The sequence below is a fragment of the Affinundibacterium flavidum genome (assembly GCF_014284175.1).
Lineage (GTDB): Bacteria > Pseudomonadota > Gammaproteobacteria > Burkholderiales > Burkholderiaceae_D > Undibacterium > Undibacterium flavidum.
The window spans coordinates 72856-87438 of the sequence record NZ_JACOGA010000020.1 but is presented as its reverse complement, the minus strand read 5'-3'; the positions used below and the strand labels follow the sequence as shown (position 1 = coordinate 87438).

Genomic DNA, 14583 nt, shown 5'->3' with positions numbered 1-14583 from the left:
GCATGCATAAGTTACTGACCATTTTGAACGCCATAATGAAATCAGGAAAACCATGGGACGACGAATATTTAATCAAAAATCCTTGACTCCAAACACAGTTGCTTCTCCCGCTTGCGGGAGAAGGGAGCTTAATACAAAAACGATCAAGCACACAATTTCAATACAATCCCTCTACTTCGCCGAACAAATAAACGGATACTCTCGATTATCAATAATCGGCTCCACCCCAAAGAAATCATTCAACACCGACTCCGCCGTACAATAAGCACCCTCCACCCAAGCCTGATCGTTCGAATACGCTTCGCCGACGATAAAAATATTCACATCCGTCTTCTCCATCAACTGCGAAGGCTTACGAATCTTTTGTTGCACATCGCCGATATTAAAATGCGCCGCCCAGGCGTGATAGCCGGCATTAAATGGTGGCAATGACCAATCCATGTAAGCTGCTTCAAGCGGTGCTGGCACCATGGTGTAATCGGAATTCGGACCAAAGTGAATTTCCGCCAGTTGCTTGCGCAGCATTTTGACCATGCGATCGGGTACTTTTCTCGGCCCCACCAGAGTCTGCACATTTTCATTGTTGGGAATATGTTGTTCCTGATCTGGCTCCAATTCCAGCTCTTTCCAAAACGTCGTATACACCTCGTCGTCGTAACTCGCCAGCAAACCATACACAGGTTTGGCTTTTGGATCTGTCGCGTTATTACCGAAATACACAACCTGCCGTATCGGCGTATCGGTGACACTAGGACCGATGGTGCTGTTGAAGGTCACCTCCAATAAAGATTTTTCGTGCTTAAGACTTAAACGCTCTTCGGTAATCACTTCAACTGCGTTGATCAAATCCGTCGAACTTGCGTATGGTGTGCCAACTAAACTACTCAATGCTTTCAAAGTCGCTTTCGACAAGCCTAAGGCTTTTAATTGCACTACCGCACGTTGCGTCACTTCATAACCAGTCAATTGCGGAATATACGTTGGCGGATTGTCGGCTTCGGCTGTCCACCATGGTGTAGAGAAAAACATCCCGACCTTATACGACGGCTGCATGATGGCGGCTTCTAAATACAATTGCACTTTGCGATGATTGAGCACATCGATCACACCAGTATCGGCATCGAAGCGAGAACCCTGCGCCACCTGTTCGATCGCATGACGCGGCATGGCTAACCAGGCTGCATCCGTCGTCTTCGTGCCGGCTTTCTTCCATGGATTTTCACGAGTGGCATAGCTGTAATGAATGGTTTTATCTTTTGCGATGATCGATTGCAAGCGCATATTAGGTTGGTAGTTAAAGATGACGCCCTGCGCTTTTGCCAATTTGACGATCTGCTCAAACAAGGCATTGAACATACCGGAATAGCCGATATTGATGGTCTTGTATTGATTGCCCGGCGTGAACTCGTTATTTGCCTGAAATGCATAGGCCGAATTCCAGTTGATCACATTGGAGCTATAGCCATTGCCATCCGCAGCGTAATTAAATCCTTCGCTACCCAGTTGGTCGTACATCAGATTCCAATAGCCAATGTCTTTGAGCTTATCGCCTTTTTGATAAACAGAACCATCACCCGTATTCACTTTAATCACGCCGTCGCGATAGAAGGTATCCCACTGACGACGCGTCAGATTTTTATTCACGGATAAGCTTTCTAAAGTCGAGAAACCATTATCTGGCGCCCCCGCCGCGCCGTAATGATCGACGTTATAGGGAGCTGGACTTTGCGACGTGATTTGATTTAAGAAAAAGTTTTTGCTGCGCAAATAGTAAAGTGGATTAGTCGACTCATTGAATGGCACAGAATATTTATCCAAACCTAATTGCTTAATCACGGTAGTGACGACGCGATGCCCTGGTGCAGTGCCATTGTTAGCATCTTTGGCATTCATATCCCAATCCGAATAGCGCATGCCACCTAATTCTAAGTAGGCTTGGGTTTTATCGTTTTTGTAGTGCCAAGTACAAATACGTGCACCAGCCGCACGCGTACCAGGATGCGCTTTGGAGAAATCGTAACGCCCCCAATCGTAAAGTTCTAATGTGTCGCCTTTCGCTAGTTTTTTGTTTTTATCTTTGCTGTTTTTCACTTCCCCATTTAACAAGCGCCATGCTGTGTATAAACCCGCAGCGCCAGCACCGAAGATGGAATACGTCTTTGTCGTTTGATTTGGCTTTGCCATGAATATCTCCTTATAAATTACGACGTCGTTTTTGTCACTTCTGGTATCAATACAAAAACATAAAACCTCTCAACATAGGTAAGCGGCATATTGCGACCAGAGATAAAAGAGAGGAAAAAGTAGTTCTCTTGCTTTTCTCTGTGTCTCCATGCCTCTGTGTTGAGAGGTTTTTTCCTCAAATTACACTGGTAAAGTCTCATTCCCCAGACGTGCCATTTGTTGTGGCAGATCTTTTTCAGGAATGCAGACTTCTACCAACACCGGTTGTGATTTGATTTTTTTGATGAGCGGTAAAACACGTTTCAGCTCTTCTACTGTTTCCACTCTAAAGCCTTTAGCACCAAAGGCTTGCGCCAGTGCCATGTAATCCCATTTCGGCAAGATATCGAAGCTATCAAATTTGTGTTGCGGACCGGCTTCAAACGCCGTCATATCGACATACACCTGCTCAATCGCATAGACGCCATTGCTCATGACGAAGATCACTGAATTCAACTTATTGCGCGCCAAGGTGGACAGCGATTGACAGACCATCATAAAGCCGCCGTCACCTGCAATCGTCAAGGCACGTTTGCCACTACCCAATTGCGCGCCCGATGCTGCGCCGGTTTCAAAACCTATGCATTGCCAGGCGGCGGAGCTGATATAGCTACCCTGCTTCATTCCTATCGCATTACTTGCTACGTACATCGCACTACTCACGCCATACACCATAACGATGTCGTCCATCATCTTTTGATCCTGCAAAAACTTCATGGTGTGCTGGAAGAAGCGGTTGTAGGTGATGACTTCGGGTTTGTCATTCCAACGTGCGTCCGAGTTTGATATCCAAGGCTCCGGATAAATTGGTTTTGCAGGTGCTTTGATTTTTAAGGGATAAACTTTGGATTTCTGAAAGCGTTTTAATAAGGCCTCCATGAAATCTTGCATCATCACGCCTTCGTATTGGAAATAGCCAACCCGCATTTGCCCTATGGAGCTTTGTATCATTTGCGGATATTTGTTTTCCATCAACCACAGATAATCATCGGTGAGTATGGTGCCGAGTGAAATGATGCAATCAGCGTCTTCCACCGTAGTAATGACGCTGGCGATGGAAGCCTGATCTGCATAGGTACCGATGAATTGTTCACCCACTTCATCAACCACGGTTTTTCCTAAAGTCGTCGTGGTGTAGAGCATGCCGCTGGCATCGATAATTTTTTGTAAGAGCTTACTCAATCCAAATCGTAATACCTCAACACCGGCAAAGATCAAAGGTTTTTTCGCCGCAGTGATCTGCGACCATGCCAGTTCTACCGCATTTTCTAAAGCTAACGCCTCGCTGTGGATGCGCTGAGCCTTTAATGGTGTTGTCGATGGACGTGGGCAAGCTTCACCCCAAACTTCTTTGTAACAAGCGATGTACACAGGGCGTTGATGAGTTAGTGCTGCGATCAACAAGGCATCAATTTTTTCTGCCGCACCGACCGAGGTGCTCAGTGTTTCAGACGCCACGGTGACATTCTCAAATACATTCTGATCAGCCGCCAAATTACCCGTGGAATGATGAAAAATCATGCCATACATATTGGTCTGATTGCGCATATCCGCGCCTGGGCAAGCGCTAATCACGACGATAGGGCTGCGTTCTACATAAGCACCTGCAACCGCATTTAAAGCGCTAAATGTACTCACGCCATATTGCAATGACACTGCAGCTAAACCCCGTGTGCGCGCATACGCATCGGCGGCGTAAGTCGCATCGAGCTCATTGACCGCACCTATGGTTTTAATGCCATCGAATACTTCCAAAGCTTGCGTGAAGTGTTTGACATAGTCACCGGGAATTTGAAAAACATCGGTGACATTCAATTGCAATAAACGGGTTAACAGGTAATCGGCTACGGTAAAGACTTGACGGCTCATGGTATTTTCCTCGGCTTGTTGTCGACTTATTGTCAACGCATGATTGACTTATGATCGGCATATTGAATCGACTCATTTCATCCACAGAAGAGAGTTTTCAACATACTGAGCAATGCATTTCAATATTTTGAATTTAGCAATTTGCATGCCAAGCGATGCAAGCACTGAAAAGTGCATGATCCATCTTGAATAAAAACGATGTAAATAGAGATGAATGGATGCCGGGCATTTGAACTGTTGGTAACTCAAGCCAAATCGTGCCCCTCAGATTTAACGCGTTAAAGACCTTCTTACACGTAAGTAGCTGGCCTGAGGTACACCACCAACATTGGTCAACTGACCTACTTTTCAAATTTCACCGTTTATCCGAGTTATTGCCCTCTTAAGCCATGTATTCGAGCTTTGGTCTGAATTCGCTAGTTAATCAATTGCACATACGTAGAATCTGCAACTCTTCGCACGCGCTTCACACAATCTCGACACAATTACCTTTCGATCAGGAACACGCCATGCCTATCTTAAAAACTCCATACAAAATAATCGCAAGCTTGCTACTTCTTAACGGTGTCAGTTTTCTGGATATCGCTCACGCGCAATCGGATACAAATGCGAATACAAGCACAAACACGAATACACCATTGCTCGGTCTATGGAATTTTCAAACGGTAATCGGAACAGAAAACGAGAAAGATGTCATGGGCTATGGCGTCATGAAGATCGCTCCCAAGAACAAAGCAGCACCACAACAATTGACTGCGAATATAGTTTGGCTAGACGACAAAGGTATAGGACGCAGCACACGAGAAATGCAAGGAGAACTAAAAAATGCGCAAGCCGTATTCACGCATAGCACGATACGAACCCACACGACTGGCAAAGGCAAAGCTGTCGATACCGAAGTCAAAGTCATTTGGACACTGAATGCAGAAACCAATACGCTGATTGGCACTCGACAGGTGCGTCGAGCCGATGGCGGAACAGATGACGATGATACGACCAAGCCTGTGAATGGCACACGCTCCGCGGCTACCAGTCTACCCGCAGTCATTCCTGTCGTCGCACCACAAGAACGAGGCCCATCCACCGCCGAAGAGCGCGCGCGTGCCGTCAAAATTGCAGTCGATGCTGAGAAGAATTTACAGTCAGTATTTGAGCAAAACAATGTCTGGTTAGATCAATGGATTGCTGACATTCCCGATCTTACTTTCAACACGGGTGCGGTCGCTAATTGGTTAAAAACTGCAGCGCCAACAGAATTGCGTGCGCAACTCTATTTCCAATTTTGTGCCAGTGCAATTGCCTTTCAAATCAATAATCCTACGCTGGCTGAAAAACAAACAGCCTATGATCTCGCTGGTTTGGAAGGCGCGCTGCGTGCTTATGAAAAAGTACTAGGTGTGAATCCGACTCTGCGCTCAGCTAAATTAACGAAAGCAATTACGGCAAGAGATAAGGGCGAGTTGCCTGCTTTCATTCAAACGCTGTCTGGTCGGGATCAGTAATTTTTTCAAGTTGAGAATGCAAAATTGTAGGGCGGGTGCAACCCCATAGGCGCTAACCAAAATCAATATATAGTGCGAAACCGCAGGCAGATTAGGTTCTCTCCTTCCCCCTAACAATTGTATGGGGAAGGTCGGGATGGGGATGGGTTTTAGTCGAGTAATTGACGATATTTCTAACTCAAATTAACCCCATCCCCACCCTAACCCGCCCCTTGAAAGGGCGGGAACCTAGTGTCCATGCGGTTTAGATTAATTAAAAATTTAGTTAGCGCCTATGGGGTTGCACCCGTCCTACGAGATCACTTAAATAGTAGACACACATCAAATAAAACCATGACAAAATTCCTGTTTGCAATCTTCATCGACATTAGCTTCTACAGCACCTCGAGTCAAGCGCAAGATGCCACCGCCCAGCGCATAATCGCAATCGGCAAAACCGATCCACAAGTGATGCAGCATCTGGATATTTTGTCGAATCGCTTCGGCGGGCGCACTACTGGTAGCGATGCGTATTCCCACGCAGCAGCTTGGGCGACAAATCAATTGAATCATTGGGGTAAGCAAGTTGGCATGAGGGCAGAGTTAGAAGTTGCCGGGCAGATGCCGCTAGGCTTTAATCGCGGCCCCTGGTTTGGTCGGCTACGGGGTGCTTCGCCACAAACACTAAATTTTGCAACGCCATCGTACTCATCAGGAACTAAAGGCGTACAAACTGGTATCGCAATGATGGCCCCAGCTAACAATACCGAATTAGAACAGCGCCTGAAAGAATTCAAAAGCGCATGGGTATTGATACCCGGCGAAAGCGCTGGCGGACGCGACGGCGAGTTAATTTACAAACCTAAAACATTGTCGCAAAAATTAATTGAAGCAGGTGCCTTGGGCACGATACAGTCTGCCGAAGAGCCGCTACATATCTCAACCAGCGCGCCGACTAGCTGGGAAAATTTACCGACCTTACCCGATATCAAGCTAGCCGCCAGCCAATATCAGGCAATTCAAAAACGCATTCAACAAGGAGAAAAAGTTACCTTAGAATTTGATATCCGCAATTGGTTTTATCCCGGCCCTGTGAACTATCATAATGTCGTCGCCACACTCCCCGGCTCTGACAAAGCAGATGAAATCATCGTGCTCGGTGCACATCTCGATAGCTTTGATGGTGGCACAGGCGCGGCAGATAATGGCGCGGGCTTTGCTACAGTAATGGAAGCGATGCGGCTATTGGCACAAGCTGGCGTCAAACCACGTCGCAGCATCGTCATGCTAGGATTTGCGGGCGAGGAACTAGGTTTGAAAGGTGCATATGCCTATGTGGAATCGCACGCTAAAGACTTACCCAAAATTCTGATGATGCTCAATCGTGATAGCGCACCTGGGGCGATCACTGGCATCACCATTCCTGGTATGTGGAAAAGTAGTTTTGAACGTGTGAGTCTGGATCTGCAAGGTGTACATCCCATCTTTGAATTTGAAGCCGTGATTAACGACAAAGCGCGCGATAGCACAGCAGCTTTTCGTGGCAATAGTGGTAGTGACGATGCCGCCTTTACGCAAAAACGGGTACCCACACCACGCTTAATCAGCAGCACCGATTTTGATTACGCGCAAGTACACCACACTGTGCTCGATACCTATGAAAAAGTGCTGCCATTTCGTACTGCGCAACAATATTCAGCCATCGTGATGGCATTGATTGCGTATGAAATTGCGAATGCGCCAGAGGCTTTGAGTACTCAAGGCTATTACCTGCCTATAGTCGAAAAGAAGCCTTAGGCCATTCAAAACTGAGACGGTTGTGATCAAAAAATCGACCGCGCCGTCATCGTCGTAAACAATTCCAAAGCCATGACACCAGCCAAAGAATTGCCAGCAGGGTCGAGTCCGGGCGACCAAACACAGACGGCCAACTCACCCGGCACCAGCGCCAAGATGCCGCCGCCCACACCGCTCTTGGCGGGTAAGCCAACGCGAAAAGCAAAATCGCCCGCCACATCATACGTACCGCAAGTAAGCATCAAGGCATTGAGTCGTTTCGCCGAACTTGAGTCTAAAATCTTGTTACCACTCCAGGGAATAGTACCGTGATTCGCCAAAAAGCTTCCCGCCTTCGCCAACTCTAAACACGTCATGGTGATCGAGCATTGACGACAATAACTAGCGATAACCGAGTCAACTGGATTATGGAGATTACCGAAATCTTTCATCAAATGCGCAATCGCACTATTCCTATGCGCATGCTTCTCTTCCGAGATCGCTACCTCGCGATCAAAATCGATTTTGACTTCATTCGACAACATACGCATGAACTGCAAGACCGCAATATCGGCCTGTACAAAACGCTGCGCCAAGATATCGTTGATCACCAATGCGCCAGCATTAATAAACGGATTACGCGGAATTCCGCGTTCGTATTCCAGCTGTGATAAAGAGTTAAATGGATTACCCGATGGTTCACGTCCGACTCGTTTCCAAATCGCATTACCCTCACGCTCAAAGGCTAAGGATAAGGCAAACAATTTGGTAATACTTTGCGTCGAGAATTTTTGCTGCGCATCACCTACCATGTAACTGCGCCCATCCAAACAATACACCGCCATACCGAAATGTTGTGGCGAGACTTTGGAGAGCTCGGGAATATAGGTCGCAACCTTGCCTTGAGAGAGCAATGGTTGGATTTCTTGATGAATGTCTTCGAGGATTTGTTGGTAGTCGATGGTCATCAATTAGTGTTTAACTACATTTTTTAAGATTCAAAGAATTATCTAGATACAATGGTGCTTAGAATCCAACCGCCACCCGGCGCCATAAAACGACACATTCCTGTTGTAGAAGATTCCGAATGCACATAACGTTTCCCATCCCAAATCCAACCATCCATAGACCAACAATCACCTAAGCCTCTCCCCTTGTGTATGGCCGAAACTTGTAACTGCGAATTTTCAGTCCCATTCGCAGTCACCAACGTCGCACGAAAAGGGAAAGTATCTTCGATAACCCAATATCCTTTACCAGTATTGTAGCTCGCTCGCCAGCACAGGGTCGAAACCAATAATTGAGTCTTCGAAAGGCGATACAACATATGAATTGGTTCATCTACCTCGTCAATGTATTCACTTTTGTGACTAAGGTAATCACAGTCATCACTTGTTCTTAGGCTATTAATCAAAGACTGACGTATTTCATTCTCAAATTTTTTTGTCAAATACTGATCCTCTGGTTGCATAGGCAGTGGTGATTTCGACTCAAAAACTGGTATGGGCAATGGTGAAAGAACATTTTCTTCATTCCTATTTCCTGTTCGAAACAGCGCATCTTTAGTTCCTTGTCGCCCTTGAAACTCGTCCATTTTCAATAACACGCTCGCTGCACCTACTCCTGAAAGCCGCCAAATGTGGTGAGCAAATTTCCACTCAATGCGAGATTTTTTTCGCAAAGCCTTTATTAAAACGACGAGCTGTTCCTCGTCCAACTTCGCGACTAAACTCTTTTTTTGATCTATATCTACACTCCCAACTTTGACCCCGTCTATATGCATGCTCAACCTAATATTCTGAGGCAACTTCGCAAAGAGTTCATCCATCTCTTGCCCATATTGACCTAACATAATCTGACCCGTCACTACTTGCTTCGCGCCAGCTATTCTCGTTAGTAAGACCGAGACAGCCATGTTATCGTCATTGAAATGATACCCTGCTGCGCGACAAGTCCTAGTATTATCACAAGCGACTTCCCAATCTTTGTTAGAGAACAAAAAACCTTTAGCAGAATCAGCAGCGCTAGCAAACTGTACAAAAACAAACAAGCAAACCGCGATGAAAAAATGTAACGAAGCACTCATGGGAAATCTCTTTCGCCTAAATTTGTAAATTTTCTGAATCAACATTCACTTTTAAATTATCTACACTAATTACCATCATAGTATTCAAAAAAAAACCACACTTGGGAATTTTCCTACGTGTGGTTTTTTTTCACAGAATAAAGTCTAATTTACGCTTCTGAATGATAGCGAGTAACCAATTCCACTTCGTTCTTAGAACCCAAAAACACCGGTACACGTTGATGCAAAGCAGTCGGTTGAATATCGAGCATGCGTTGTTTGCCGTCGGTCGATGCACCACCCGCTTGTTCAACGATCATCGACATAGGATTCGCTTCATACATCAAACGCAATTTGCCAGCCTTATCCGGTTCACGCTTGTCGGCTGGGTACATGAAGATGCCGCCGCGATGCAAGATACGATGCACGTCGGCCACCATGGAGGCGATCCAGCGCATATTGTAGTTTTTGTTGAGCGGACCGGTTTTACCTGCCAGCATTTCATCAACATAGCGTGTAACTGGCGGGTACCAGTGACGTACATTAGACATATTGATCGCGAATTCTTGCGTATCCACCGGGATTTGAATATTGCGTTCCGTCAGCACCCATGAACCCATTTCGCGGTCTAAAGTAAAGCAATTCACGCCATTGCCGGTCGTGAAAATCAACATGGTTTGTGGGCCATAAATAGCATAACCAGCGGCGACTTGTTGACTACCTTTTTGCATGAAGTCTTTTTCTGTCGGTGTATGCAAGCCTTCTGGTGCTTTCAATACAGAGAAAATCGTACCGATAGAAACATTAACGTCGATATTACTAGAGCCATCGAGCGGATCGAACAAGAGCAGATATTCGCCTTGTGGATAACGGTTTGGAATCGGGTGGATAGTTTCCATTTCTTCCGATGCCATCGCCGCTAAATGACCACCCCATTCGTTAGCTTCTAACAAAATCTCGTTCGATAAAATATCGAGTTTCTTTTGCACTTCGCCCTGCACGTTTTCTGAGTGTGCGGTACCCAAGACTTCACCTAGCGCGCCCTTGCCTACTGCATGGCTAATCGTCTTACAAGCGCGTGCAACCACTTCAATTAAGAGGCGCAATTCAGCCGGGATATTATTATTGAGCCTTTGCTCTTCGACCAGAAAACGGGTCAGACTAATGCGTTTCATATTATTTCCTTCTTAAAAATAAATCTCATAAAATTTCTTATTCGGCAAATTCATCAACCTTCGTCCAAGCTATTAAACTATTGTTTCGCTTGTTTCGGTTTTTGATTTGGTTTTTAATTTGTCTTGGTGCGCACGGCGCACCCTACACAGATCAAGAACTTATGCCGCTAAAGCTTTCGTAACCACTTCTAATACATCCTTCGATAAATTCTTTGTCGCTGCAACTTTTTGCAAAGCGGCTTTCATCAATGCCTGATTAGCTTTTGGATATTTAGTCCATCTATCCATACTACGTGACAGGCGAGCTGCGACTTGTGGATTGAGTTTATTCAAAGCGATCACACAGTCAGCCCACAGTGCATAGCCGCTACCATCGGCCGCATGGAAGCGCGCTGGATTCGCATTGCAAAAAGCGAAAATCAAACTACGCGCACGATTTGGATTATTCATGCTAAATGCCTTGAGTTGCATCAAGCTGCGTACCTGCTCTACATCGGCTGTTGGAGCTGTCGCTTGCAGCGTGAACCACTTGTCGATGACCAGGGCTTCGCTGTCAAACTCTTGATAGAAATGCGCCAATACTTGTTTGCGTGTCTTGCTATGCGCTTTATCCAAAGCCGAAGAACAATGCAGCATCGCGCTTAACGCAGCGATACGGTCCGTCATATTTTCCGCTTCTTGATACTGCGTGTGCGCCAGATCATACGTCGCGGCATCTTGCCATTCCACCAAATACGCTAAAGCGCAATTTTTAAGGGCACGCTTACCCGCTGATTTTGCATCGGGGTTGTATTTACCCGGGGTCAAATTATCTTGGTAGGCTTGCAGTAAATCTGCCTTCAAATGTTGCGCCAAAGTGGAGCGCACAAATTGACGTGCGATATGGATGCTATGCGGATCAGCCGTTGCCATTTCTTCCGCAATCATTACTTCAGATGGCAAAGTTAAGACCAATTCACGGAATGCCGGGTCAAGATCTTGATCATTCAAAGTCTTGCGCAGCGCATTGATGAACAAGTCATCTAAACTTAATGCTTCAGCTTGTTGAACTGCAGTGACCAACTTTAATAAGCGACGCATCGCCAAACGTTGTCCGGCTTCCCAACGACAGAATGGATCGCTATCGTGTGCCAGTAAATGCGCCAGTTGTTCATCACTGTAATCAAATTCCAAAATCACAGGTGCGGAGAAATTACGCAAAATCGAAGGAGTAACTTCGTTGGCCACATTCGTAAAGACCAAGCTTTGACTCGCTTCTTTTAATTCCAAAACTTTGGTCGTGCTAATGGTAGATTCGCCCTGCAATTGCAAAGCAATATCCTGACCGTTAGCGTCAATCAAACCAACTGCTACTGGAATATGGAAAGGCAATTTCTTCGCTTGCCCTGCGGTCTTAGGGCAAGATTGACTCAGTGTCAAAGTATATGTTTTTGCATTCGCGTCGTAGCTAGCATCAGCTTTGATGCGTGGCGTACCTGCCTGGCTATACCAACGTTCAAATTGTTTTAAGTCGCGCCCATTTGCATCCGCCATCGCCGCGCGGAAATCATCACAGGTCACAGCTTGTCCGTCATGCCGCTCGAAATACAAATCCATGCCTTTACGGAAACCGTCATGACCAAGTAACGTGTAATACATGCGTACGACTTCTGAGCCTTTTTCATACACGGTCACCGTGTAGAAATTATTGATTTCAACGAAAGAATCAGGACGCACCGGATGTGCCATCGGACCTGCATCTTCAGGGAATTGCAATTGGCGTAGCACACGCACATCTTCAATTCGTTTGACGGCGCGACCTGTCTCGTTACCAACCAGATCACCTGAAAACTCTTGGTCACGGAATACCGTCAATCCTTCTTTCAACGACAATTGAAACCAGTCACGACACGTCACACGATTGCCAGTCCAATTGTGGAAATATTCGTGGCCAACAACAGATTCAATGCCAGCGTAATCAGTGTCGGTAGCAACACGAGAATTGGCCAACACATACTTGGTGTTGAAAATATTCAAACCCTTGTTTTCCATTGCCCCCATATTGAAGTCACTGGTGGCAACGATCATAAAACGATCGAGATCGAGTTCCAGACCAAAGCGATCCTCATCCCAACGTATGCTATTTTTGAGTGAATCCATCGCATGCTGAGTTTTGTCGAGATTGCCCTCTTCCACCCACACTTGCAGCAAAACCTTACGGCCGGATTTGAGTTTGTATTTTTCTTCTTGGCAAACCAACTTACCGGCGACTAAGGCGAATAGATACGATGGCTTTTTAAATGGATCTTCCCACTTAGCGTAGTGGCGGCCATCGCCGAGATCACCTTGTTCTATCAAATTGCCATTCGACAGCAAGACGGGATATAGCTTTTTATCGCCACGCAACATCACGGTATAACTCGCCATGACATCAGGGCGATCCGGGAAGTAAGTAATCTTACGGAAACCTTCAGCTTCGCATTGGGTAAAGAAATTGCCGTTGGAAACGTAGAGGCCAGACATCGTGGTATTTTTATCGGCAGCAATCGCAGTTTCAATTTCCAGCGTGACTTGATCGGGCGCGTTGCTGATGACCAAACGTTCTTTCGTCACGGTGTAAGCTGATTTTTTCAAGTTCATACCGTTCATGCGCAATTGCAGCAACTTGATATATTCGCCAAACAAAACCAAATCTTTTTCCGCACTGTCATGATTACGGCGCATCGTGATGCGGGTCGCAACATGAGTACGTTGCGGATGCAAATCGAAACCCATTTCTACGGTATCGACCCAAAAGCCGGGAGCAATATAATCTTTACGATAAATCGTAACGGGTGCCGCAACGGGCATGTCTTGCGCTGGTTTTCGCATAAATTGAACTCAAATCAAAAATGAAGCCACAGAAACTGGTGTGGTCAGCGGGAAAAGAAATAAACCCTGTATTTTACCAAGCACAGACACAGCTGGGCTGTTAAAGACGAAACTAGCCAAACAAATGAGCAACAATGTCTAATCAAAGAGGGTGAAATACTCAGATTAGCAGCTCCAATTAAACGGTAATCGTAAATAACATGCAATAAGTGGTATGCAAGCTTTGGCAAAACTTCCGAGGCGCAGTTACAGAACAAACCCTCGTTACAAAATCTCACAGACTTTTCTGCAAAATAAGATCATGATAGAGTCATAACATTGTGCATACTAAGGCCAGAGCAAGTATCATCGAGCAATACTGGAGATTGACATCATGAAAACCCTGAATAAACGCGTATTCCTACTAAGCCTGATTTTATGTGCGGCCGCACTCACTGGATGTGCCAGCACCTTCTCCAGCAAAATCAACACGGTCAATCAATTACCCGCCACTTTCGCCGACAAAAGCTATACTTTCGTAGAGCATCCTGAGCAAGGTAAAGAACCAGAATACCAACATGCCAGCGAAGATTTAAAACTACGATTAAAAGAATTGGGTTTTAACGAAACCGACGCGGGCCAAGCAACGAAAGCAGCGCTAAAGCTGAGTTTGCAATTAATATCAGTCCCGGGCAACACTCATGTATCGTCTCCATTTGGTTCGCTCAACTACATCGTCACCCCATCAGGCATGGTAATTCCTATCGGCGGTTTTGATCCGTATCGCATTTATCCTGGATTCATTCGTGCCCCTTACCGCTTTTATCCTCGTTCCGTGTTTTATCCACGTTACTTTGGCCCACTTTACTCACCATTCGGATTTGGACGTCGCTACGATCCATTTTATGGAACTAATCTCGATGTACGCCAGTACTTTGATCATGGCGTAGAGATCACCATCACCGAAGCCGCAACCGGTAAATTATTGTATTCCGTCACGGCAAAGACCACCCAAAATGAGGTAGAAATTGATGCTTATCTGGGACTATTGATAGAAAGTGCTCTACGTGATTTCCCCAACAAGAGCGGCGAAACGCGCGTAGACATCCAAGTAGAAAAGTAAGCAAGTAAATAAATAAGGCAGACTAAGGTTCTGCGCGATAAA

Annotated in this window: 9 protein-coding genes; 3 read left to right on the top strand and 6 right to left on the bottom strand. The window is 45.9% G+C overall.

Translation table 11 applies throughout. The features are described from left to right. Positions 1 to 171: 171 nt before the first annotated feature. Positions 172 to 2184, bottom strand: coding sequence for a flavin monoamine oxidase family protein (locus H8K55_RS18670; protein ID WP_186943580.1), 2013 nt, complete (start codon positions 2182 to 2184; stop codon positions 172 to 174). Positions 2185 to 2364: 180 nt separating this feature from the next. Further along, positions 2365 to 4092, bottom strand: coding sequence for an alpha-keto acid decarboxylase family protein (locus tag H8K55_RS18665; RefSeq protein ID WP_186943579.1), 1728 nt, complete (start codon positions 4090 to 4092; stop codon positions 2365 to 2367). Between the two features lie 509 nt (positions 4093 to 4601). On the opposite strand from H8K55_RS18665, the gene H8K55_RS18660 reads away from it, so the two are divergent. Both H8K55_RS18660 and H8K55_RS18655 read left to right on the top strand, forming a co-directional pair. Then, positions 4602 to 5594, top strand: coding sequence for a hypothetical protein (locus H8K55_RS18660; RefSeq protein ID WP_186943578.1), 993 nt, complete (start codon positions 4602 to 4604; stop codon positions 5592 to 5594). Positions 5595 to 5927: 333 nt separating this feature from the next. Then, positions 5928 to 7370 (top strand): M28 family metallopeptidase, encoded by a 1443-nt coding sequence (locus tag H8K55_RS18655; protein WP_186943577.1) that lies wholly within the window; start codon positions 5928 to 5930, stop codon positions 7368 to 7370. A 26-nt stretch (positions 7371 to 7396) separates the two neighbouring features. Here the strand turns inward: H8K55_RS18655 and H8K55_RS18650 are convergent, their stop codons facing one another. The 4 genes from H8K55_RS18650 to pepN all read right to left on the bottom strand — a co-directional run bounded on the left by H8K55_RS18650 (position 7397) and on the right by pepN (position 13418). Continuing rightward, positions 7397 to 8311 carry a glutaminase gene (locus H8K55_RS18650; protein ID WP_329605072.1) on the bottom strand — a complete coding sequence of 305 codons (915 nt, stop codon included), beginning with the start codon at positions 8309 to 8311 and terminating at the stop codon, positions 7397 to 7399. A gap of 44 nt (positions 8312 to 8355) precedes the next feature. Next, a complete protein-coding gene (locus tag H8K55_RS18645) occupies positions 8356 to 9435 on the bottom strand; it encodes a DUF1176 domain-containing protein (RefSeq protein WP_186943575.1) in 1080 nt (359 codons plus the stop codon). Between the two features lie 149 nt (positions 9436 to 9584). Beyond that, complete coding sequence (locus H8K55_RS18640; RefSeq protein ID WP_186943574.1) at positions 9585 to 10589, bottom strand: class 1 fructose-bisphosphatase; 1005 nt, start codon at positions 10587 to 10589, stop codon at positions 9585 to 9587. Between the two features lie 159 nt (positions 10590 to 10748). Beyond that, the gene (gene pepN / locus H8K55_RS18635) at positions 10749 to 13418 is read right to left on the bottom strand and encodes an aminopeptidase N (protein WP_186943588.1); all 2670 of its coding nucleotides are present in this window, start codon (positions 13416 to 13418) and stop codon (positions 10749 to 10751) included. 394 nt (positions 13419 to 13812) lie between these two features. Here pepN and H8K55_RS18630 point away from each other — a divergent pair, with 394 nt between their 5' ends. Next, entirely contained in the window at positions 13813 to 14541 is a 729-nt protein-coding gene (locus H8K55_RS18630) for a DUF4136 domain-containing protein (protein WP_186943573.1), read from the top strand. The last annotated feature ends 42 nt before the right edge of the window (positions 14542 to 14583 follow it).

Coding starts and splice junctions, on each gene's coding strand:
- H8K55_RS18665 (WP_186943579.1), bottom strand. CDS start 4,092: ATGAGCCGTCAAGTCTTTACCGTAGCCGATTACCTGTTAACCCGTTTA.
- pepN (WP_186943588.1), bottom strand. CDS start 13,418: ATGCCCGTTGCGGCACCCGTTACGATTTATCGTAAAGATTATATTGCT.
- H8K55_RS18630 (WP_186943573.1), top strand. CDS start 13,813: ATGAAAACCCTGAATAAACGCGTATTCCTACTAAGCCTGATTTTATGT.
- H8K55_RS18670 (WP_186943580.1), bottom strand. CDS start 2,184: ATGGCAAAGCCAAATCAAACGACAAAGACGTATTCCATCTTCGGTGCT.
- H8K55_RS18655 (WP_186943577.1), top strand. CDS start 5,928: ATGACAAAATTCCTGTTTGCAATCTTCATCGACATTAGCTTCTACAGC.
- H8K55_RS18660 (WP_186943578.1), top strand. CDS start 4,602: ATGCCTATCTTAAAAACTCCATACAAAATAATCGCAAGCTTGCTACTT.
- H8K55_RS18640 (WP_186943574.1), bottom strand. CDS start 10,589: ATGAAACGCATTAGTCTGACCCGTTTTCTGGTCGAAGAGCAAAGGCTC.
- H8K55_RS18645 (WP_186943575.1), bottom strand. CDS start 9,435: ATGAGTGCTTCGTTACATTTTTTCATCGCGGTTTGCTTGTTTGTTTTT.